Below are 21,779 nucleotides of genomic sequence, written 5' to 3' on the forward strand. Positions count from 1 at the left end.
TTCGCGCCGGACAACTGGAGAGGCGATGGCGATGGCGCGAGCGCGCTGGAGAGCCGGACTGATCTTCCTGACCTCCGCGGTCGTGGCGACAGGGGCCTGCCTGGTCCCCGCCGCCCCCGCACTGGCCGATCCCGCACTGGCGGATTCCGCGAAAGCCGCTGACCTGGCGAAGTGGGTGAACCCGTTCGTCGGCACCCGGCCCGGCGGCGCGGACCACGGGACCGGCGGCGGCGCGGGCAACACCTTCCCCGGCGCGGTCGCGCCGTTCGGGATGGTGCAGTGGAGCCCGGACACGAAGAAATCCCAGCCGGGCGGCTATTTCTACGACGACAACACGATCACCGGCTTCAGCCTCACGCACCTGTCCGGCGCGGGCTGCACCACCTATCAGGACCTGCCGTTCATGCCGTACGTCGGCGAGATCAGCACGTCGCCCGCGACCGATCCGGGCCACTACACCTCGACCTTCTCCCATCAGAACGAACACGCGACCCCTGGCGCGTACGACGTCGCCCTCGACAACGGCGCGAAAGTCGAGCTGAGCGCGACTCAGCGCACCGGTTCCGGACGGTTCACCTACCCGGCGGGCGCGGCGTCCACATTGCTGGTCAACACTTCCGGCTCGGTCAACGGCACCGACGACGCGTCGATCAGCATCGGCAAGGACACCATCAGCGGCTGGGCGACCAGCGGCCGGTTCTGCGGCGCGAAGAACGCCTACCGGGTCTACTTCTCGGCGAAGTTCGACACCCCGTTCGAGTCCGTCGGGACGTGGAAGAACGGCGCGGTGACGCCGGGCAAGACCGCGGAGACCGGCGGCGCCAAGGCGAAGGTCGCACAGCCCAACGGCATCGGCTCCTCGATGGCGCGCCCGGCGGCGGCGAAACCGCAGGACACGACTGTCAGCGGCCCGGGCAGCGGCGGTTACGTGACGTTCCCGAACCTCAACGGCGCGCAGGTCAACGTCCAGGTCGGACTGTCCTTTGTGTCCGTCGACGGGGCGAAGGCGAACCTGAAAGCGGAGAACAACGGCAAGAAGTCGTTCGACGCGGTGGCCGCGTCCGCGCGGAAGGCGTGGAACGACCAGCTCGGCAAGATCCAGGTCAGCGGCGGCAGCGACGCCGACACCACGACGTTCTACACCTCGCTGTACCACTCGCTGGTCCAGCCGAACGTCTTCTCCGATGTGGACGGTCGCTACCCGGGCTTCGACGGCCGGATCCACCAGGCCGAACGCGGCCACGCGATGTACACCAACATCTCCGGCTGGGACATCTACCGTTCCGAGGTCCCGCTGCTGGCCACGATCGCGCCGAAGGAAACCTCGGACCTCGTGCGCTCGATGATGGCGTTCGCCGAACAAGGCGGTTCGTGGGACCGGTGGACGGTGGCGAACGACTACACCGGCGTGATGAACGGCGATCCGTACCACATCATCGTTTCCAGCGCCTACGCGTTCGGCGCGCGTGACTTCGACGCGCAGAAAGCGTTGCTGCTCATGATCAAGGGCGCGACGCAGCCGACCCAGGGCTACACCGAACGGCCGGGTCTGCAGGACTACCAGCGTCTCGGTTACGTGCCCGGCGCGGCGGCGGACACGCTGGAATACACGAGCGCGGACTTCGCCATCGCCCAGTTCGCGAAGCGGCTCGGCGACGGGGCCACGTACACCACGTTCATGAAGCGCGCACAGAACTGGCAGAACCTCTACAACCCGGGCAGCGGACACCTTCAGCCGCGCAACTCGGACGGTTCGTTCTCCGGGAACTACGACCCGGCCAGCTCGCAGGGCTGGGTCGAGGGCAACGGCGCGCAGTACGACTGGATGGTTCCCTACGACCTCGCCGGTCTCGTGACTGCCTTCGGCGGAACGAGTGCAACTCAGTCGCGTTTGGACACTTTCTTCACGAAGCTGAACGCCGGAACCCATGAGCCGTACGCGTTCCTCGGCAACGAGCCGAACTCGAACGCGCCGTATGTGTACTCGTTCGCCGGTGCTCCGGCGAAGACGCAGAACATCGTGCGCCGGGCGATGGACGAGCTGTACAACCCGCGTCCGGAGGGTTTGATCGGCAACGACGACCTCGGGCAGATGTCGTCCTGGTACGTCTGGTCCGCGCTCGGCGTCTACCCGGAGATCCCGGGCCGCGCCGAAACCGTGCTGACCACGCCGCGCTTCGCACACGCCGAGGTGACCACCGGGTCGGGCAAGAAGATCACTGTCAACGCTCCCGGCACCGGTGAGTACACCAGCGGCCTGAAGGTGAACGGCAGCGCGGCCAGCAAGGCGTGGCTGTCGGAAGGGCTGATCTCGCAGGGCGGCAAGCTGGACTTCACCCGGTCGGCGACCGCCACCGCGTGGGGCTCCGCTCCGGCCGACGCGCCGCCGTCGTTCCGCGAGCAGGAGAAGCCCAGCTTGTCCTTTGTGGACCCGGCACGCGCGGTGGTGCCCGCCGGCACGACCTCGACCGTTTCGGTGGGCGTGCAGGATCTGTCCGGCAATGCGAAGACCTGGACCTACTCCGCGGGCAGCGCCGACGGCATCACGCTGACGCCCGCGACCGGTTCCGTTCAGGTCCCGGCGGCCGGAAAGGGCCACGCCGAGGTGACGGTGAGCGTTCCGGCGGGCACCTCCGACGGTCCGCGCCGGATCCCGGTCACCTTCTCCTCGCCGGGCCTCGCGGACGTGCAGGCGGTGCTGACGGTACTGGTGGCGAAGCCGAACAGCTGGCTGGCCACCGTGAACAACACCGGGCTCTCGCCGGACGCGAACTCGGCGGCCGGGAACTTCGACGGCGGCGGCTGGAGCTATTCCGCGGACGCGCTGGCCAAGGCCGGGGCCAAACCGGGCAGCACGGTGTCGAGCGACGGGCTGAACTTCACCTGGCCGTCGTACCCGGTCGGCGACCCGGACAACGTCGTGGCCGCGGGCCAGACGATCACCCTGTCCGGTTCGGGACGGCTCGCGCTGCTCGGCTCCGCCAGCAACGGCAACGCACAGGGCACGCTCACCGTCACCTACACCGACGGCAGCAAGTCCACCGCCACTGTCGGGTTCTCCGACTGGACCCTGGGCGGCGGCGGAGCGCAGCCGGCGTTCGGCAACCGGATCGTGCTGTCCACTCCGTACCGCAACTCCGCGGGCGGCGACCCGCAGCAGATCCGCACGATGGTGTTCGCCACCGCGCCGATCACGCTGGACGCGGGCAAAACCGTCGCGAGCGTGACGCTGCCGAGCGGCGTCAGCGGCGGCTCGATGCACGTGTTCGCCATCGCCGCGGGCTGATCCCACCGTTCCGTGAAGGGCTCCTTGAGGGAATCAGATTCCCTCAAGGAGCCCTTCACGGACTTTTCCCAAGGAGTCCTATGAGAAGCAGGGTTTTGGCGGGCGCGACGGCGCTCGCTGTGGTCGCGGCGGCGCTGACGCCGGTCGCGGCGCAAGCGCGTCCGGCCGATCCGCTGGACGCGGTGAACACGTTCATCGGCACGCAGGACGAGGGCAACACCTTCCCCGGTGCGTCCGCGCCGTTCGGCATGGTCCAGTCCAGCCCGATCACCACGCATTACGCGGGCTATCTCTACACCGACACCGCGATCCGCGGCTTCGGCCATTTCTTCCTGTCCGGCGCGGGATGCTGGGAACAGGGCGGCCTCGTGTCGATGCTGCCCACCACCGGCGAGATCGGACCGGGCGCGGCGTTCGACACCAGCAAGCCCGCGACCTTCGACCAAGCCAAGTACGCCGCGCCGTACACGCACGAAGGCGAAGTCGGCAAACCCGGCTACTACAAAGTGCACCTGACCGGCTACGGCGGCATCGACGTCGAAACGACGGCCAGCACTCGCAGCGGCGTCGAACGGTACTCGTTCGCGAAATCGGGCCCGGCCAACGTTTTCGTGAACGTCGGGCAGGCCAACGCGAAGGAGCCGGTCAGCGGAAGCAGCGTCCGGATCGTCGACGACCACACCATCGCGGGCACTGTCGAATCGCAAGCTTTCTGCGGCGGCAAGCCGTACACCACTTACTTCACCACGAAATTCGACCAGCCGTTCTCCTCGTACGGAACCTGGTCGCCGGACGGCGGCACGCCCGGCAGCCGCTCGGCGCAGGGCGGTGCGGGCCTGCGCGGCGCGTGGCTGACCTTCCCGAAGGGCGGCCAAGTCACTGCCACCACGTCGATTTCCCAAGTGGACGCTCGTGGCGCGGACATCAACCTCGCCGCCTCGCGCGTCCGCCCGTTCGATGCCGTGAAGAAGGACGTCCAGCGCGACTGGCGCCGCGAACTGTCCAGTGTGGACATTACCGGTGGAACTCCGGACGACCGCACGGTTTTCTACACCTCGCTCTATCACGCCTTCCTGCAACCATTGACCGCGAACGACGCCGACGGCCGGTACTACGGCTTCGACAAGAAGATCCACCGCGCGATCGGCTGGACTTACTACGACTTCTTCTCCCTCTGGGACACGTACCGCTCGCAGAACCAGTTGCTGGCCCTGCTGAAACCGGACCGAGCCCGCGACGTCGCGAAGAGCATCCTCGCCATCCACGACCAAGGCGGCTGGCTGCCGCGCTGGGCGTACGCGAGTCAGGAAACGAACACCATGACTGGCGACCCGGTCACGCCGTTCCTGGTCGACCTGTGGCGGTTCGGCGCACTGAGCGGCGACGAAATGCACGCCTACCAAGCGCTGCTGCAAAACTCGACCGAGATCCCGCCCGCAGCATCGCCTTTCCAAGGCCGCTCCGGCAACGAGAGCTATCAGGCCGACGGCTTCGTCCAATACGACCCGAACTTCCCGAAGAAGGGCCAGGACACCGATCCGGCACACGGCGCGTCCGCGACTCTGGAATACGCCCTCGCCGACTGCTCCCTCTCGGTAATGGCCTCCGCACTCGGCCGGAAGCAGGACGCGAAGCAGTTGGCGGCCAAGGGCCGGACGTACGCGACGCTGTGGGATCCGTCCGTAACGGACCGCGGCTTCACCGGCTACTTCCGTCCGAAGGTGACCGGCGGAAGCTGGTACACCCCGGCTGACGGCCCGTACAGCCCGCAAGGCCAGGACGGCTTCCACGAGGGCACGGCGTGGCAGTACCAGTGGCTGGTGCAGCAGGACGTGCCCGGCTTGGTCGAGAAGATGGGCGGCGCAGCCAACGCGGGCAAGCGGCTCGACGACTTCTTCGCCTACGACGATCTGGTGAAGGACCCGGCGAAGACCGCGCACGAGAAGTGGGTCGTCGGCCCGTACGACTACTACAAGCAGTTCCGCTACAACCCCAACAACGAGCCCGATCTGCACTCGCCGTGGATGTACACGCTCACCGGGCAGCCGTGGAAGACCTCCGCGGTGGTGCGGGCCGCGCACACGCTGTTCACGAACGCCCCCAACGGCGTCACCGGCAACGACGACCTCGGCACCATGTCCGCCTGGTACGTCTTCAGCGCGCTCGGCCTCTACCCGGCGGTCCCGGGCACCGGGAACTTCGTGCTCAACGCACCGAGGTTCGCCAAGTCCGTGCTGCATCTGCCTAACGGCCGCGACTTCACCATCAACGCGCGCGGCGCGAACGGGGCGCAACTGCAGTACGTCTCCGGGCTTCGCGTCAACGGCACGGCGTCGGACAAAACGTTCGTCAGCCTCGAACAGCTGCGCCGCGGGTCCACTCTGGACTTCGCGCTGACCGGCGACGCACCGAAGGCGACGTGGGGAACGTCACGCTCCTCCGCGCCGGCTTCTCCTTGTGCCGGTTAGTGATCGCTGCGGGACAGTCGGTGAAGACCGCCTCCCGGATCTTGGGATCCGGAGGCGGTCTTTCCCGTTAACCGGGCATTTCCCGCCCGTTTCCGCCTCGCGTCCGGAATTGGTGCAGACCATTGCCGGGGCAGCTCGTGACCAGAGTCACGGACCCCGGTGTTCCGGTGGGACCGGTCACGCCTCACACTGGTCTCATACCCGTTCGACAGTGCTGTTGACGCCAGGTGGTTCAGTCCGCCTCGGACAGTCGCGTCGGACGTGTTTTTTGTGTGTGCAGTCAGCACGCACCAGGTGACGCACAGGAGGATGTCGTGTCCAGCAAGGCCGCTCTCGTGTTCCGCGTGGCCGCAGTCGCCGAGGCCCTGTCCTGGCTCGGCTTGCTGATCGGGATGTTTCTCAAGTACGTCGTCGACGCGTCTAACGAGGGCGGCGTGCCCGTCCTCGGCATGGTGCACGGCGTCGTCTTCGCGCTGTACGTGATCACCTCCCTGTCCGTGGCGAAGCCGCTGGGCTGGCGCGGCAAGACCCTGGTGCTGGCGCTGCTCGCGAGCATCCCGCCGCTGTTCACCTGGCTGTTCGAGAAGTGGGCCCTGCGCAACGGCAAGCTGGACGGCCCGCAGCGGCTGACCCAGGGCGGCGTCGGACTCTTCGTGCGCACCCAGGAGCCGGTCGGCGTCTGATCTTCCGCTTTCCGAAGGGCCCGTGCGAGAAGCGCGGGCCCTTCGTGCGTTTACGAGGTGAAGTCGCCCGCGGACTTGCGGACCTTGGTGAGCAGTTCGGTCAGCTGCTCCACCTGCCGCTCGGTGAGCCCGGTGAGCCCGAAGTCGATGCCGGTGACCGCGGCGGTGGCGGCCTCCCGCAGCGCGCGGCCGTCGTCGGTGATCTCGACGAGCGTGGTGCGCCGGTCGGTCGGATGCGGCACGCGCTTCACGAGCCCGTCGCGCTCGAGCCGGTCCACTATGTTGGTGACGCTGGTGGGATGCAGCTGCAGCCGTTCGCCCATCACCCGCATCGGCAGCCGCGCGTTGCGGGAGAAGGTGAGCAGCACGAGCGCCTCGTAGCGGGCGAAGGTGAGGCCGTGCGGCTTCAGAGCGCCGTCGACCGCCGACTGGATGATCTGCTGCACCCGCATCACACCGGTGACCGCGGCCATGGTTCCGGCCGGGCCGATCCGGTCTTCCCACAGCTGCGCGGCACGGGCGATCGGATCGAACGGCAGCGGACGGTTCATGGCAACCGAAGCTACCAGCGGGTACCCCGGTCGTGGGGGTCGCCCTGCACAGAGCGGAACTTCCGCTCGGGAAGGAAGCCGACATGATCGTCGCGTTCAGCGTGAGCCCCTCGGCGGGAGAGCCGGACGGCGGAGTGAGCGAGGCCGTCTCGCGCGCGGTGAAGGTGGTGCGCGAATCCGGGCTGCCGAACTCGACCAGCTCGATGTTTACAGAGCTGGAAGGCGAGTGGGACGAAGTCATGGCGGTGGTGAAGAAAGCGGTGGAAGCCGCGGGGGAGGGCTCGGCGCGGGTCGGGCTGGTGCTGAAGGCCGACATCCGCCCCGGCTACGACTCCGGACAGCTCACCGCGAAGGTCGAGCGGGTCGAAGCGCACCTGCGCGAGGACTGAGCTAGGGAATCGGCGGCGTGAACGCGACGGTCCAGCGTCCCTTGGCGCTGGTCACCGCGAGCCGGTAGCTGAACTGCTCGCCCGCCCCGGTCTTCCCGTGCACGACGGCCGTGGTGGGGGAGCGTTCGTCCGGGGTGAGCTGCACGGAAATGTCGCGCGCGCTGCCGTCCTTGAGGACGCTGACGTAGTCCTTGGCGAGTTCGCCGCCGCCGGAGCCGGGGACGTCGAAAAGCCCGGCGAGCGCGTCCGCGTCCCGCCCGCTCAGCGCGGCGGCCAACTGGGTCCGCAGTTCCGGCGGGGACGCCGCACCCGGCGGGTCCTGGTGCGCGACGGTCACCGTGATGCTGGCGATCCACGCCAGAGCGACCACGACGGCGGCGGCCACCGTGGCGTTGCGCCGGCTCAGCATCCTCGGCCTCCTAGTTGTCCTCGCCCAGAGCATGCCTCAGGGGCGTGCGCATGCCAAAAGCGAACCTCGGGGCTGCTGCTGAACTCTCGCGGCGGGGCGTGCCAGGATGGAGGGCGTGACACACCCACGCGGATCTGCAGCGAACTCAGCGGCCATGTCCGCCGCGTTGTCCGGCGCGGTCGACCTGTCCGCGCTCAAAGCCAGGGCGGAGGCGTCCCGGAACCAGCCGCCCGCGCCTCCGGCCGGGGCCGGCGCCGGCGCCACCGCGCCGCCGTCGGACACGGTGCTCGAGGTCACCGAGGCGACCTTCCAGTCCGTCGTCGAACTCTCGCTCAACCAGCTCGTGATCGTCGACCTGTGGGCCGGGTTCTCCGAGCAGTGCCAGCAGCTGACCGCGGTGCTGGAGCGGCTGGCCGGCGAGGGCGGCGGAGCCTGGGTGCTCGCGAAGGTGGACGTCGAGGCGAACCCGCGCATCGCGCAGGCGTTCGGCGCGCAGTCGGTCCCGACCGTGGTCGCGATCGCCGGCGGCCAGCCCGTGGACGCGTTCTCCGGCGCGCTGCCGGAGCCGGAGATCCGCAAGTGGCTGGGCTCCCTGCTCGACGCCCTGCGCGACCGCCTGCCCGGCATCCGCGCCGCCGAGGAGGCCCGCGGCCCGGTGGAGGAGCCGGAAGACCCGCGCTTCACCGAGGCCGAGGAAGCCTTCGAGCGAGGCGACTACGCCGCCGCGCAGGCCGCGTACGAGCGCATCCTGGACGCCGAACCGGCCAACGAGCTGGCGAAGAACGCTCTGGCGCAGGTCAAGTTCACCGCCCGCGCCGAAGCGGTCGACCCGAGCGCCCGCGAGAAGGCCGAAGCCGACCCGAAGGACATCGACGCCCAGCTCGCGGCCGCCGACCTGGACATCGCGGAACAGGACGTGGAAGGCGCGTTCCGCCGCCTGGTCGACGTCGTCCGCCGCACCGCGGGCGACGACCGCAACCGCGTCCGCGAACACCTGGTCGCGCTGTTCGAACTCTTCGACCCGGCCGACGAGCGCGTGGCCAAGGCCCGCCGCGACCTGGCGAGCGCGCTGTTCTGAGCCCCCACCCCGGTTTAGGTCCGTGAAGGGCTCCTTGAGGGACTCAGATTCCCTCAAGGAGCCCTTCACGGCTTTCTGGGGAGCGGCCACCGTCCGTGAGGGCCACCTTCACGGACGCTGATTCCCTCAGGGGCACCCTCACGACCCGCTGATGTCCGTGAGGGGAACCTTCACGGACTCAGATTCCCTCAAGGGGCCCTTCACGGACTCAACTGCCGCTTGCGCACCCAATGCGGCATTGGGTGCATCGCACGCACCCAATGTGGCGGCCGGTGCGTCACACGCACCCAATGTGGCATTGGGGCGCTAGCCCCGCCCCGACTCCCACTGCCGCCGACCCACCCGAACCAGCCCCGCAGCCCGATCCGAAGCTCCCTCAAGACCGTCATCACAATCAGCTTCGGGGCGCCCAGCCGCCGCTGTCGCTCAAGCAACCCAAGCGAAACCCCGACCTCAGGCGTACAGCTTGGAGCAGGAAGACGACCCTTCGAGGTACCCGCGCCGCAGCGCCTCGACCCGGTCGAACCCGCTGTCCGGCCGTTCCCCGTTCACGTTCGCCGACACGAGCCCGTCCGGCCGGAGCAGGTCCGCGATCGCCTCGTCCAGATCCCCCGAGGAGAGCTTCAGCTTCACGCCCCCGGTCGGATGGTTCGAGAACGCCGCCCAGGCGCCCACCAGGCAGGCCGTCCGCAACCCGGCGTTAGGCGTGTCGATCGAAGCACCCACGCCCTTCTGAACCCCGATCGCATACCGGGACGCCAGTTCGGCGAAGGCCGCGAAGTCGCCGAGCCCGCCCCCGGCCTTCCCGGCCATCTCGGCTTCCTGGTCCACCGGCTCGGCCAGCCGCTCCAGCGTCCGCTGGTCGAAGACCACCGTGTTGTCGTTCGGGCAATAAGACGCGGGCGGAGTGCTCGGCCCACCGGGGCAGCTGCCGGAACCCGCCCGGAACTGCGGCCCCTGCACGCCCGCGCCCTTGAACGCCTCGTCGAGGCTGGCCTTCAGGTCCGCCACCCGCTGCTCGTCGAACCGGGCGTCGCCCTTGCCCTTGTCGCCTGAGTCGAACGGCCGCTCAGTCAGCCGCTTCTGCACGTTCTGCGCGTTCATCCCCGCGCATTCCTTCGGCCCCTTCTCGAACCCGGCCTGGAACGCGTACGTCCGGTCGAACGCCGTGCCGTGCGCCTGCCGGTCGGTCGCGCTCGTCCCGGCCTGGTCGCGGATGAAGAACATCGCCGCCAGGATCTGGTCCAGCCCCTCCGCGGTGGAGACCCGGTAGAACTTGCTCTTGTCCTCGGCGACCCAGCGGAAGTACCCGCCGGCGAAACAGTCCGCCTGCTGTTCCTTCACCACGGTCGGCGTCGACTTCGAAATCCCCGCCGCGGCCCCGAGCCGGTACTGGATCGCGTGGCCGAACTCGTGCGCCAGCACGGTCACCACCGACATCGGCCCGAACCGCTTGCGCAGCATCGGCAGCAGCACGCCGCGGTCCCACGCGACCGAATCGTCGCCCGCGCAGTAGAACGCGTTCACCAGCTGCTTGACGCTGCCGCACGCGGTGTCCTCGGTGTCGCGCTTCGAGTCGTACGACAGCAGCGATTTGACCGGCTCGAACCGCTTGCCGCCGAACTCGGCGGGCAGCGCCTCGCTCCAGTAGGCCTGCACGTCCGCGATCGCGGCGGTGGCGAGCTGGTCGTCCTCGCCGCCGCTGGCGTTGCGCACCCGCAGGTCCGGCTTCGGCGCGTCGGACCGCAGCCCGCTCTCGAAGTGCGTGACCGGCAACCCGGCGACGTTCCCGGCTCCCGGCGTCGCCGGAGGAGTCTTGTCCCCGCACGCGGCTGTCCCCAGCACGGTCGCCGCGACCAGTGCGACCAGCGCGTACCGGCGTCCCCCTCGGCTCATGTTCCCTCGTTCCACTTCCGCGTCCGACAACGAACCCGGACATTACTGACCCGGTCGGCCGAATGCGGCGGCAATCCCCGAAGTGGGGTGCGAGCGCGCGCGGAGCGGGCCGGATATCGTCGCTGACCATGCGTGCAGTCCGCCGGTTCACCGTCCGCGCCAGCCTGCCCGAGCCGCTCGCCGGGCTCGGCGCACTCGCGACCAACCTTCGCTGGACCTGGCATCCGCCGACGCGCGACCTGTTCGCCTCGATGGACGCCGAACTGTTCAACAAGATCCGCGACCCGCTGCGCATGCTCACCGCGCTGCCGCCGGAGCGGCTCGAGGAGCTGGCGAAGGACGAGGACTTCCTGCAGCGCACCCGCGAGGCCGCCGCCGGGCTGGAGCGCTACCTCACCGAACCGCGCTGGTACCAGCGGCGCACCGACGACGGCCTGCCGCAAGCGGTCGCGTACTTCTCGATGGAGTTCGGGGTCACCGAGGCGCTGCCGAACTACTCGGGCGGCCTCGGCGTGCTCGCCGGCGACCACCTCAAGGCGGCCTCGGACCTCGGCGTGCCGATGGTCGGCGTCGGCCTGCTCTACCGGTCCGGCTACTTCCGCCAGGGCCTGTCGCTGGACGGCTGGCAGGTCGAGCACTACCCGGTGATCGACCCGAACGCGTTCCCGCTGGAGCTGGTCGCCGAGGGCGGCCGCCCGGTGCTGGTCGAGGTCGCCATGCCGGGCGGGCGCGACCTGCGCGCGCAGATGTGGCGGGCGCGCGTCGGCCGGATCCCGCTGCTGCTGCTCGACACCGACATCGAGGCCAACGACGAGGACCTCCGCTCGGTCACCGACCGGCTGTACGGCGGCGACGCCGACCACCGGATCCGCCAGGAGATCCTGGCCGGCATCGGCGGGTTCCGCGCGGTCCGGAAGTTCTGCGAGCTGACCGGGCATCCGCAGCCGAAGGTGTTCCACACCAACGAGGGCCACGCCGGGTTCCTCGGGCTGGAGCGCGCCCGCGAGATCATCCAGTCCGACGGGCTCGCTTTCGACGAGGCGCTGCCCGCCGTCCGCGCCGGGACCGTGTTCACCACGCACACCCCGGTCAGCGCGGGCATCGACCGGTTCCCGGTCGACCTGGTGCAGCGCTATTTCTCCGACGGCAGGCTCGTGCCGGACGTCGACGTGCGCCGCGTGCTGCAACTCGGCGCGGAGGACAACCCCGGCCTGTTCAACATGGCGCACATGGGCTTGCGGCTGGCCCAGCGCGCGAACGGCGTCTCCGAACTGCACGGCCGCGTCACGCGCCGGATGTTTTCCCGGCTGTGGCCCGGTTTCGACGAGGCCGAGGTGCCGATCGCGTCCATCACCAACGGCGTGCACGGGCCGACCTGGGTGGCGCGCGAGCTGAGCGCGCTGCTCGGCGGCAACCACGAGGAGTTCGGCCACGAGGGCCGCACGCCGGACAGTTCGCTGCGCGACGGCGTCAGCGACCAGCAGCTGTGGGAACTGCGCCGGGAACTGCGCGAGAAGCTCGTCGGCGAGGTCCGGCGGCGGGTGCGGGCGGCGTGGATGCAGCGCGGCGCCTCAGCGCTGGAACTGGGCTGGACCGACCGCGTCTTCGACCCGGACGTGCTGACCGTCGGCTTCGCCCGCCGCGTGCCGACGTACAAACGGCTCACGCTGATGCTGCGCGATCCAGACCGGCTGCGCGCGCTGCTGCTGGACGAGAAGCGGCCGATCCAGATCGTGATCGGCGGCAAATCGCATCCCGCCGACGAGAACGGCAAGCAGCTGATCCAGCAGATCGTGCGCTTCGTCGACGATCCCGCGGTGCGCCACCGCATCGTCTTCCTGCCGGACTACGACATGTCGATGGCCCGCTACCTCTACCGCGGCTGCGACGTGTGGCTGAACAACCCTGTGCGGACGCTGGAGGCGTGCGGCACGTCCGGGATGAAGTCGGCGCTCAACGGCGGCCTGAACCTGTCCATCAAGGACGGCTGGTGGGACGAGTGCTACGACGGCTCGAACGGCTGGGCCATCCCCACCGCGGACGGCGTCACCGACCCGCTCCGCCGCGACGACCTCGAAGCCGCGGCGCTGTACGACCTGCTCGGCCAGCAGATCGCGCCGCTCTACTACGACACCGGCGAGGACGGCGTGCCGACCGGCTGGCTGGCGATGGTCTGGCACACCCTGGAAACGCTGGGCCCGCGCGTGCAGGCGTCGCGGATGGTGCGCGAGTACGTCGATTCCGGCTACCTGCCCGCGTCGCGGATGGTCGCCGCCGCGACCGACAAGGGCCACCAGGGCGCGCTTTCGCTGGCCGACTACCGGACCAAACTGGAAGTCGCGTGGCCGCGCGTGCGGATCTTCGACGCCGAACTCCAGTACGACCACACCGGACGGCTCGTGGTGGGCGCCGAGGTCACCATCCGCGCCCGGATCGACCTCGCCGGGCTCGAACCGTCCGAAGTGGACATCCAGGCGGTGGTGGGCCAGGTCGGCGACGGGGACGAACTCGCGGACTCCGTGCAGGTCCCGATGACGCCGGACGGAATCGGCGCCTTCGCGGCGACGCTGCGCCTGCCGCGCGCGGGTTCGGTCGGCTACACGGTGCGGGTGCTGCCGAAGCACCCGCTGCTGGCCAGCCCGGCGGAGCTGGCGCGCGTCGTGCTCGCCTGAGGGGGTCACCGGGGGAAACTGACCGGCGGGGCGGAGTGGCGGCATTCCGTCTCCCGTTCGGCCAGTTTCCGCTCCAGGCGCCGCCGCGCGTTCCAGCACACGCCGAACGCGGTGAGCCACGCGCCGTTCGTCCAAGCCAGGGCGACAATCACAAACAGTTCCACCGGATCTCTCCATTTCATTTCCCGTGGACGGCTTCGTCGTGAACGTAGCTCCGGCGCGGCCGGGCACACCGCTGTTCCGGTGATTCTCTTGGGAAAATCGTGGCCGGTCGGTTCCTGGATTCGATACGCGTCGTCATCTCGAATTGCCGCTGCGTAGTCTTCGCGCGATTTTTCCGGGATTTTTTCCGCTGTTGACCACTTGTCAGCCGGGACTTTTCCGGGTTTCCCCAGAAAAACGCTGCTGGAGCGGGTTCGGTTGGAATATTCCTGGCCAGAACGGCGGCGAAATTTCGTTTAGGATCCTTGCCCGTGATCGACAAAGGGGGAGTCCGCGTGGACTGGTCGCGCCCGGAACCGCCGATGAGCGTCGCGCTCCGCAGAGCGGTGGAGGCACTGCACAAGGGAAGCGGGGTCTGGCACGAGGACTTGCGCCGCCGGCTCGGCGCGGAACTGTGCGGTCGCTGGCACATTCCGGCCGCGGCCGCCGCGGCCGACGTGCGCGTGGTGGTCGTGGCCCGGCTCGCCGCGGTGCTCGCGAGCTTCGGCGACGACCGGCTCGCCGAGGTGTTCTGGGCGGCGTTCAACGTCGGGCTCCCGCGCGACGAGGAGAACGCGAAACTGGCCGGGAGGTTCGCCCGGCTCGGTCTCAGCCGCACCAAATGCGACGAGCAGCGGGAACTGTTCACCCGCCGGATCAAGGAAAGCCTCGCCCGCCCGCTGCCTCCGCTCGGCCCGGCGGAGCTGGCTTCGGCCCGCGCTCTGCTGGAGCCGCCTGCCGCCCGTCCGGGACCGCACGTCGTCGACGCGTTTTCGGATCTGCCGCGCTACGCGCTGGCGAGGTTTCCGGAGGACCCCGTGCGGATACCGTTCCTCGGCAAGGAACCGCTGATCGCGTCGCTGGCCGGGGCGGGCGATTGGTGCTGTGTGTTCACCGACGACCGGATGCTCGGCGAGTACGGGAAAGCACTGGGACAGCGGTGGTCGAGCGTCCGGTCGTGCTCGGGCCGGGAAGCCGCGCAGGCGGCCGTCCGGCGGGAAGCGGGACTGCTGGTGAACCCGAACGCGGGTTTCGGCGGCGGAACTGAGCGGATGCTGTCGCTGCCGCCCGCCGTGGTGCGGCAGATCGCCGGAACCCCGGAGCCGCGATGACCGGGTACGAAGCCGATCCCGCGCAGCTCGGCCACGCCGCCGACCGGCTGGCCGAACTGAACGCGGACACCAAACAGCGCCGCGGCGCGTTCCGCTACAGCGCCCAGCCCGGCCGGGCCGGCGAGGCGCTGCTGGCGCGCAGCCTGGAGCGCTTCCAAGGCGCGTCCGTACGCGCCGGAGAAGTGGTCGCGACCGATCTCGCCCGGCTCGCCGAGCGGCTCGAAACGGCCGCGAAGCATTACGCCGCTTACGAATCCGACGCCGCCGACGCGATCGAAGAGATCGACGGCAAGCCGTCGGAGGACAACGGCCCCAGCGAGATCCGGACGGTTCTCGGCTGATGGCGGATTGGTCCGAGGACATCTCGTCGCTGATGCGCGCCGAGGCCGACCGGTGCAGCTGGCTCGCCAGGTTGCTGGACGCGATCGCCGCGGGGCTGGAAGAGCACGCCCTGCCGGAGTGGATCGGCGCGGGCGCGGAAGCGTATGCGGCAGTGCGCAAGAAGCAGCGCGATCAGGCCGAGGCCGCCGCGGAAGCCCATCGCGTCGCCGCAGCGGCGTTGTACCGCTACGCCGATGCCGCGCAAAGCTTGAAGAAACGCCTGCTCGACGGCGAAGACGAACCCTTGCTGCTGTCCGAACGCGGCCGGTGCGCCGACGACGCCGCGCAAGCACTGGACCGGGCCACCGAGCGGCTGGAAGAGCTTCAGCCCACTTTGGACGCGCTCCCGGCACAGCGTGCGGTCACCGTCGAACGCCCGTCGGTGGCCGAACGTCCGCCCTCGCTGAACCTGCCGACGCAGACGCGCCAGCCGGAATGGGACCGCGCGCAATTTCCGGTGCCAGGCGCGCCCAACCCGCACCTGCAAGCGTTGAGCGACGCCGTCCTCCGGCACTTCCAGACCAGCATCGGGACGATCTCGGCCCGGCTGGAACCGGACCGTTGAACCTCGTGAGTGTTTGTCCCGGTTAGGGCGTACCGTGTTCCGGCTGCCGGCGGGCTCAAGCGCCCCAATGTGGCATTGGGTGCGCCACACGCACCCAATGTGGCATTGGGGCGCACTACCGCCTCGCGACGCGAACATGCCGGAGAGGTTCCCGCCTCGTGCGTGTTAATCCCGGTTAGAACCGGGACAAACCCTCAGTCGACCGCCGCCGACCCGCCTTCCCGCACCGGCAGCCCAGCCGCCGCCCAAGCCCGGAACCCGCCCGCGAGATCCGTCGCCTTCACCAGCCCCAGCCGCCGCAGATCCGCCGCGGCCAGGCTCGACGCGTACCCCTCGTTGCACACCACCACCGCGACGGTCTCCGCCGAAACCCCCGGCAGCCGCCATTCGCTGTCCGGGGCCAGCCGCCACTCCAGGTGGATCCGCTCCACCACCACCGACCCGGGGATCTCGCCCTCGGCGACCCGGTTGGCGTACGGCCGGATGTCGACGATCAGCGCGCCGTCGGCCTGCAAATCAGCGGCGCGCGCCGGATCCGCCCGGTCCAGGGTGGACCGGGCGGCGGCGAGCGCGTGTTCGATCGTGGTCATGAACGCACAATGGCAGGAAGCGGCGGGATCTCGCTCGGCACGTCGGCGAGGCTCGCGTATTCGCGCGTCGGGACCAGCGGCGGCGAGTAGGCGTGCACGCTGGCCGCCGGTTCGCTGCCGACGCCGAGCACCTGGTGCGCGCGTCCGGCTCCGAAGCCGATGCCCTGCCCGGCGGTGTGCGTGCGGCGGCGCACCGGGCCGCCGGGGTAGCGGTACTCCTCGCCGAGTTCGCCCTGCAGCACGGTGAACGAACCCGACGCGCCGCCGTGGTCGTGCGGCTTCGTGTGCTGGCCGGGCAGCCAGGACAGCAGCCACAGCTCGACGCCGTCGGTGAGCGCGAGGCGCGCCCACCAGCGCCGGTCCTCGTCGAAGCGCAGGACCTCGCGCAGGCCGGTGGTCAGTTCGGTGGCGACCGTGCGGGTCAGGTCGGCCAGCTCGCGCGGCGTCCACAGCAGCCGCGACGGGTGCAGCAGTTCAGGCAGCAGCGGATCGGTCAGCTGGGGGTGGATTTCGACTTCCGGACGGACGATGGACGTGGTCAACGCGGATGCTCCTGGAATGAGTCGGAAGGTGCCGGACACGAGGCAGCGCGGCACGCCGAGGAGGATCAGCGTGCGTGCCGCGCCCGGCTACATCCGCTGGAAGCCACCAGGAGCAGGTCGATCGCGCGACGGCGCCAGAACACGGGGCGCGCGGACCTGGACATGCTCTGGATGCTGCCACAGCGCGGTGCTCCCGGCCGCTCGTCCCACCCGCTGGACGCCCGCCGCGCGGTTACCCCCGGGCGGGTGCGCGCCCGGGGGTGGGCGACCGCCACAATGGGCGCGTGAGCGAGCCGATCCTGCCCAGCGATCCTGACGACCTCGTCGTGCGGATGTCCGGTGTCGGCGTCCGCCGTACCGGAAACGACCTCCTCGCGGCCCTCGACTGGGCGGTGGAGCTGGACGAGCGATGGGTGGTGCTCGGGCCGAACGGGGCGGGCAAGACCACTCTGCTGCGCCTGGCCGCCGCCGAACTGCACCCCACCTCCGGCACGGTCGACCTCCTCGGCGACCGCATCGGCAAGGTGAACATCTTCGAGCTCCGCCCGCGCATCGGGTTCACCTCCGCCGCGATCGCCCAGCGCGTGCCCGGCGACGAGCGCGTCGGCGACGTCGTGGTCAGCGCCGGGTACGCGGTGATGGGCCGCTGGCGCGAGCAGTACGACCGGATGGACCTCGACCGGGCGACCGAACTGCTCGGCACGCTCGGCATCGCGCACCTGGCCGAGCGCACGTTCGGCACGCTGAGCGAGGGCGAGCGCAAACGCGTGCTGATCGCCCGGTCGCTGATGACCGACCCGGAGCTGCTGCTGCTCGACGAACCCGCCGCGGGCCTCGACCTCGGCGGCCGCGAGGACCTCGTGGCGCGGCTGTCGGTGCTCGCGATGGACCCGGACGCGCCGGCGATGGTGCTGGTCACCCACCACGTCGAGGAGATCCCGCCGGGCTTCACGCACGCGCTGCTGTTGCGCGAGGGCCGCGCGGTGGTGTCCGGCCTGGTCGACGACGTGATCACCAGCGAGAACCTGTCGAAGACGTTCGACCAGGACCTGGTGCTGCAGCGTTCGGGCGAGCGGTTCTTCGCCCGCCGCAGGTAGGTTTGTGCTTACCGGCCGGTAGCCTGCTGGCACCGCGTCAACGCCGTTAACGAGTGAGGAGTGCGCGTGGGAGAGTTCGTAACCCTGGAGGTCGAGGGCGGGGTCGGCACGATCCGGCTGGACCGGCCGCCGGTCAACGCGCTGAACAACCAGGTGCAGGCCGAGCTCGCCGAAGCCGCGCGCGAGGCGTCCGACCGCGACGACGTGCGCGCGGTGATCCTCTACGGCGGCGAGAAGACCTTCGCCGGCGGCGCGGACATCAAGGAAATGGCCTCCCGCACGTACCCGGAGATCGCGAAGTTCGGCGCCGAGCTGACCGCTTCGCTCGCCCGGGTCGCGAACATCCCGAAGCCGGTCGTCTGCGCGATCACCGGCTACGCCCTCGGCGGCGGACTCGAACTGGCGCTCACCGCGGACTGGCGGATCGCGGGCGACAACGTGAAGGTCGGCCAGCCGGAGATCCAGCTCGGCATCATCCCCGGCGCGGGCGGCACGCAGCGGCTGACGCGGCTGATCGGCCCGAGCAAGGCCAAGGACCTGATCTTCACCGGCCGGTTCGTGAAGGCCGAGGAAGCGCTCAAGCTCGGCATCGTCGACGAGGTCGTGGCCCCGGACGACGTGTACGCGGCCGCGCACAAGTGGGCGTCGCAGTTCGCGAACGGCCCGGCGGTGGCGCTGCGCGCGGCCAAGACGGCGATCGACTCCGGTCTCGACGTCGACCTGGCCACCGGCCTCAAGATCGAGACGCAGCTGTTCACCGCGCTGTGGGCGACCGAGGACCAGCGCAACGGCATGCAGTCGTTCATCGACAACGGCCCCGGCAAAGCCAGTTTCGAGGGGAAGTGACTTCCGTGTCCGACTCAGGAGTGTCCGACCCGGCGCCGAACCCGCACGCCACCGAAGACGAGGTCAAGGCTGCCTACGCCGACCCGAAGCTCGCGAACGTCCTCTACCACGACTGGGAAGCCGGGACGTACGACGAGAAGTGGTCGATCTCCTACGACGAGCGCTGCATCTCCTACGCCACCGACGTGTTCAACGCGGTGGCCGGCGAGGACGGCCAGCCCTACCAGCACGCCATGGAACTGGGCAGCGGCACCGGTTTCTTCCTGCTGAACCTGATGCAGGGCGGCGTCGCGAAGAAGGGTTCGGTCACCGACCTGTCGCCGGGCATGGTGCAGGTCGCGCTGCGCAACGCCGAGGGCCTCGGCCTCGACGTCGACGGCCGGGTCGCCGACGCGGAGCGGATCCCCTACGACGACAACACGTTCGACCTCGTGGTCGGCCACGCGGTGCTGCACCACATCCCGGACGTGCGCCAGGCGTTCGGCGAGGTGCTGCGCGTGCTCAAGCCGGGCGGGCGGTTCGTGTTCGCCGGGGAGCCGACGAAAATCGGCGACCGTTACGCGCGCCGGCTCGGCCAGCTCACCTGGTACCTGACCACGAACATCACCAAGCTGCCCGCGCTGAGCGGCTGGCGGCGTCCGCAGTCCGAATTGGACGAATCGTCGCGCGCGGCGGCGCTGGAGGCCGTGGTCGACATCCACACCTTCGACCCGTCGGAGCTGGAAGCGATGGCGCGCGGCGCCGGTGCGCAGGACGTTCGCGCGGTCACCGAGGAGTTCTCCGCGGCGCTGGCCGGCTGGCCGATCCGCACCTTCGAGGCCGCGGTGCCGCAGGAAAAGCTCACCGTGCGCTGGCGGTTGTTCGCCTACCACCTGTGGCTGCGGCTGTCCGCTTTGGACAAGAAGCTGCTGTCGAAGGTGCTGCCGCGCGAGCTGTTCTACAACGTGATGATCACCGGGACCAAGCGGCCGTCCTGAATTGCCCTACAGTTTCACGCTCGACGACGTCGCCTTCCTGCGTTCGGACGCGGGACGGGCGGCGCTCGCCGAGTGCTCTACTTTGGACGGCTCGCGGATCGCGGACGTCACCGCGGCCCGGCGGTTGGCTGGCGAGCGGGCCGCCCCGGTGCTGGAAACCGTTGCGCTGCGGCGTAAATCGGTATTGAAGCTGGCTTCTTTCGCCGATTGGCTGTTCACCGCCGACGCCTTGCAGCAGGCGAGCGCGACGCCGGTGGCCCGGCATCGGGCTTCCCGGCTCGCGGGGTTGCCGGTGCACGACGTCACCTGTTCGGTCGGGGCTGACCTGGTTGAACTGTCCCGGGTCGCGTCGATCGCTGTCGGGTCCGATGTGGACCCGGTGCGGCTGGAAATGGCTCAGCACAATGCTTCTGTCGCCGAGGTCGCCCCGCTGATCGCGCGTGCTGATGCCTTGCGCCCGGTCTCCCGGGACACTGCCGTGGTCGCCGATCCCGCCCGTCGCGACTCCGCCGGTCGCCGGGTGTGGCGTCCGGCCGACTTCCTGCCGCCGCTCGACGAACTGGTGACCGCCTATCCTGGCCGGATCCTGTCGGTGAAATGCGCGCCCGGCATGGATTTCTCCATCGCGCCGTGGGCGGACGAGGTGGAACTCGTGTCGCTCGACGGCCAAGTCCGCGAGGCCTGCCTCTGGCGGGGGCTTTCGTCCGGTGTCGCCCGCCGAGCGACAGTGTTGCGTTCGGACGGTACACAGTGGACTCTCACGGACGCGGAACCGGACGACATTCCCGTGCAGGACACGGGGGAGTGGCTGATCGACCCGGACGGCGCGGTCGTGCGGGCCGGATTAGTGCGGCACTACGCGGCCCGCCATGGGCTGTGGCAGCTGGACGAACGCATCGCCTACCTCACCGGTGACACACCGCCGCCAGGGGTGCGGGCCTTCCGGGTGCTGGAACAGCTGCCGTACCGGGAAAAAACGCTGGGGCAGGCGTTGAAGAAACTGGACGTCGGACGGCTGGAAATCCTCGTCCGCGGCCTCGACGTGGACCCGGATGCCTTGCGTCGCAAGCTGAAACCGCGCGGTCACGAAGAGTCCACTGTGGTGCTGACCAGAATCGGCCGGTCGCCGGTGGCGTTCGTCTGCCGGGCGGAACGCATCCCAACGGAGGGTTTTCAAGCCGGGGAACGCGGCGTAAGTTCTGCGGGTTGACGAATCACCACTGGAGGGTCGCTGTGTCTCGTTTTCCCGCTCTCGTCAAACTGGCCGCCGCCGCGGCCATCGGCGCCACCGTCGCGGGCGGCGCGACCGCGCTCGCCGGATCGGACTCCGTCACCGCCGCGCACGGCCGCGAGCCGGCCAACATCGGCCAGGTGAAGAACGACGTCAAGGCGTACTACGGCGACTGGCTCGACGCGTCCGGCAAGCACCACTACTCCGAAACCAGCCGGTTCGTCACCGACACCAAGCGCGTGGTCGCCGACGCGAAGCGGTACCTGCAGCAGAAGCTGGGGAAGGTGAAGAACCCGGCGATCGTGCTCGACGTGGACGACACGTCCGAGGTCACCTACGGCTGGGAAGCCGACAACGACTTCGGCTTCGACCCGGTGAAGCAGCAGAAAGCCATCGACGACGGCACCTTCGAGGCCAACAAACCGGTGCTGGAGCTGGCGAAGTGGGCCGCCGAACGCGGCGTCCAGATTTACTTCTTGACCGGTCGCAACGACAAGCAGGGTCCGCAGTCGCTCAAGAACCTCGCGAACGAGGGCTACCCGACGCCGGCCGGCGCGTACTTCAAGCCGAAGACCACGCCGCCGGACTACCTGCCGTGCGGGCTGACCTGCAACACCGTGCAGTACAAATCGGGCACTCGCGCGCACATCCAGTCGACCGGCGCGCACATCGTGCTCAACCTCGGCGACCAGTTCAGCGACCTCGAAGGCGGCTACGCGGATCACCCGGTGAAGCTGCCGAACCCGATGTACTACCTGCCCTGAGCTGTGCCGGAAGCAGCCCGGGTCCCGCGCCGGGCCCGGGC

General features: G+C 69.6%; 20 protein-coding genes. 14 read left to right on the forward strand and 6 right to left on the reverse strand.

Annotated features, from left to right (window positions below; genetic code table 11):
* The first annotated feature begins 25 nt into the window (after nucleotides 1-25).
* The 3 genes from ACWGIC_RS10465 (at nucleotide 26) to ACWGIC_RS10475 (ending at nucleotide 6,437) form a co-directional block, all read left to right on the forward strand.
* Nucleotides 26-3,286 carry a GH92 family glycosyl hydrolase gene (locus tag ACWGIC_RS10465; protein ID WP_452075622.1) on the forward strand — a complete coding sequence of 1,087 codons (3,261 nt, stop codon included), beginning with the start codon at nucleotides 26-28 and terminating at the stop codon, nucleotides 3,284-3,286.
* An 80-nt stretch (nucleotides 3,287-3,366) separates the two neighbouring features.
* Nucleotides 3,367-5,754, forward strand: a complete 2,388-nt coding sequence (locus tag ACWGIC_RS10470) for a GH92 family glycosyl hydrolase (RefSeq protein WP_452075623.1) — start codon at nucleotides 3,367-3,369, stop codon at nucleotides 5,752-5,754.
* A 314-nt stretch (nucleotides 5,755-6,068) separates the two neighbouring features.
* Nucleotides 6,069-6,437, forward strand: coding sequence for a DUF3817 domain-containing protein (locus ACWGIC_RS10475; RefSeq protein WP_452075624.1), 369 nt, complete (start codon nucleotides 6,069-6,071; stop codon nucleotides 6,435-6,437).
* A 50-nt stretch (nucleotides 6,438-6,487) separates the two neighbouring features.
* On the opposite strand, the gene ACWGIC_RS10480 is transcribed toward ACWGIC_RS10475, so the two are convergent.
* Nucleotides 6,488-6,988, reverse strand: a complete 501-nt coding sequence (locus ACWGIC_RS10480; RefSeq protein ID WP_406641982.1) for a MarR family winged helix-turn-helix transcriptional regulator — start codon at nucleotides 6,986-6,988, stop codon at nucleotides 6,488-6,490.
* An 83-nt stretch (nucleotides 6,989-7,071) separates the two neighbouring features.
* Here ACWGIC_RS10480 and ACWGIC_RS10485 point away from each other — a divergent pair, with 83 nt between their 5' ends.
* Nucleotides 7,072-7,377 (forward strand): thiamine-binding protein, encoded by a 306-nt coding sequence (locus ACWGIC_RS10485; protein WP_452075625.1) that lies wholly within the window; start codon nucleotides 7,072-7,074, stop codon nucleotides 7,375-7,377.
* 1 nt (nucleotide 7,378) lies between these two features.
* On the opposite strand, the gene ACWGIC_RS10490 is transcribed toward ACWGIC_RS10485, so the two are convergent.
* The gene (locus ACWGIC_RS10490; protein WP_452075626.1) at nucleotides 7,379-7,786 is read right to left on the reverse strand and encodes a hypothetical protein; all 408 of its coding nucleotides are present in this window, start codon (nucleotides 7,784-7,786) and stop codon (nucleotides 7,379-7,381) included.
* 115 nt (nucleotides 7,787-7,901) lie between these two features.
* Here ACWGIC_RS10490 and ACWGIC_RS10495 point away from each other — a divergent pair, with 115 nt between their 5' ends.
* Nucleotides 7,902-8,864, forward strand: coding sequence for a co-chaperone YbbN (locus ACWGIC_RS10495; RefSeq protein WP_452075627.1), 963 nt, complete (start codon nucleotides 7,902-7,904; stop codon nucleotides 8,862-8,864).
* 453 nt (nucleotides 8,865-9,317) lie between these two features.
* On the opposite strand, the gene ACWGIC_RS10500 is transcribed toward ACWGIC_RS10495, so the two are convergent.
* Entirely contained in the window at nucleotides 9,318-10,760 is a 1,443-nt protein-coding gene (locus ACWGIC_RS10500) for a neutral zinc metallopeptidase (protein ID WP_452075628.1), read from the reverse strand.
* A 128-nt stretch (nucleotides 10,761-10,888) separates the two neighbouring features.
* On the opposite strand from ACWGIC_RS10500, the gene glgP reads away from it, so the two are divergent.
* Nucleotides 10,889-13,432, forward strand: a complete 2,544-nt coding sequence (glgP, locus tag ACWGIC_RS10505; RefSeq protein ID WP_452075629.1) for an alpha-glucan family phosphorylase — start codon at nucleotides 10,889-10,891, stop codon at nucleotides 13,430-13,432.
* A 5-nt stretch (nucleotides 13,433-13,437) separates the two neighbouring features.
* Here glgP and ACWGIC_RS10510 read toward each other — a convergent pair whose 3' ends face one another.
* A complete protein-coding gene (locus ACWGIC_RS10510) occupies nucleotides 13,438-13,596 on the reverse strand; it encodes a hypothetical protein (RefSeq protein WP_452075630.1) in 159 nt (52 codons plus the stop codon).
* 309 nt (nucleotides 13,597-13,905) lie between these two features.
* Here ACWGIC_RS10510 and ACWGIC_RS10515 point away from each other — a divergent pair, with 309 nt between their 5' ends.
* The 3 genes from ACWGIC_RS10515 to ACWGIC_RS10525 are packed head-to-tail and all read left to right on the forward strand — an operon-like array spanning nucleotide 13,906 to nucleotide 15,691.
* Nucleotides 13,906-14,745, forward strand: a complete 840-nt coding sequence (locus ACWGIC_RS10515; RefSeq protein WP_452075631.1) for a hypothetical protein — start codon at nucleotides 13,906-13,908, stop codon at nucleotides 14,743-14,745.
* Nucleotides 14,742-15,086 carry a hypothetical protein gene (locus ACWGIC_RS10520; protein WP_452075632.1) on the forward strand — a complete coding sequence of 115 codons (345 nt, stop codon included), beginning with the start codon at nucleotides 14,742-14,744 and terminating at the stop codon, nucleotides 15,084-15,086. The genes ACWGIC_RS10515 and ACWGIC_RS10520 overlap by 4 nt, the downstream gene beginning before the upstream one ends.
* Entirely contained in the window at nucleotides 15,086-15,691 is a 606-nt protein-coding gene (locus ACWGIC_RS10525) for a hypothetical protein (RefSeq protein WP_452075633.1), read from the forward strand. The genes ACWGIC_RS10520 and ACWGIC_RS10525 overlap by 1 nt, the downstream gene beginning before the upstream one ends.
* 194 nt (nucleotides 15,692-15,885) lie before the next feature.
* Here ACWGIC_RS10525 and ACWGIC_RS10530 read toward each other — a convergent pair whose 3' ends face one another.
* Both ACWGIC_RS10530 and ACWGIC_RS10535 read right to left on the reverse strand, forming a co-directional pair.
* Complete coding sequence (locus tag ACWGIC_RS10530) at nucleotides 15,886-16,281, reverse strand: rhodanese-like domain-containing protein (protein WP_452075634.1); 396 nt, start codon at nucleotides 16,279-16,281, stop codon at nucleotides 15,886-15,888.
* Entirely contained in the window at nucleotides 16,278-16,823 is a 546-nt protein-coding gene (locus ACWGIC_RS10535; protein ID WP_452075635.1) for a cysteine dioxygenase, read from the reverse strand. The genes ACWGIC_RS10530 and ACWGIC_RS10535 overlap by 4 nt, the downstream gene beginning before the upstream one ends.
* 284 nt (nucleotides 16,824-17,107) lie before the next feature.
* On the opposite strand from ACWGIC_RS10535, the gene ACWGIC_RS10540 reads away from it, so the two are divergent.
* The 5 genes from ACWGIC_RS10540 to ACWGIC_RS10560 all read left to right on the forward strand — a co-directional run bounded on the left by ACWGIC_RS10540 (nucleotide 17,108) and on the right by ACWGIC_RS10560 (nucleotide 21,738).
* A complete protein-coding gene (locus ACWGIC_RS10540; RefSeq protein WP_452075636.1) occupies nucleotides 17,108-17,920 on the forward strand; it encodes an ABC transporter ATP-binding protein in 813 nt (270 codons plus the stop codon).
* Nucleotides 17,921-17,986: 66 nt separating this feature from the next.
* Nucleotides 17,987-18,766 carry an enoyl-CoA hydratase/isomerase family protein gene (locus tag ACWGIC_RS10545; protein WP_037811874.1) on the forward strand — a complete coding sequence of 260 codons (780 nt, stop codon included), beginning with the start codon at nucleotides 17,987-17,989 and terminating at the stop codon, nucleotides 18,764-18,766.
* A gap of 20 nt (nucleotides 18,767-18,786) precedes the next feature.
* Nucleotides 18,787-19,743, forward strand: a complete 957-nt coding sequence (locus ACWGIC_RS10550) for a class I SAM-dependent methyltransferase (RefSeq protein WP_452075721.1) — start codon at nucleotides 18,787-18,789, stop codon at nucleotides 19,741-19,743.
* A gap of 1 nt (nucleotide 19,744) precedes the next feature.
* Nucleotides 19,745-20,953, forward strand: coding sequence for a THUMP-like domain-containing protein (locus ACWGIC_RS10555; RefSeq protein ID WP_452075637.1), 1,209 nt, complete (start codon nucleotides 19,745-19,747; stop codon nucleotides 20,951-20,953).
* A gap of 23 nt (nucleotides 20,954-20,976) precedes the next feature.
* On the forward strand, nucleotides 20,977-21,738 hold the full coding sequence (locus tag ACWGIC_RS10560) for an HAD family acid phosphatase (protein WP_452075638.1): 762 nt from the start codon (nucleotides 20,977-20,979) through the stop codon (nucleotides 21,736-21,738).
* The last annotated feature ends 41 nt before the right edge of the window (nucleotides 21,739-21,779 follow it).

The sequence above is a fragment of the Amycolatopsis sp. NPDC054798 genome (assembly GCF_053611505.1).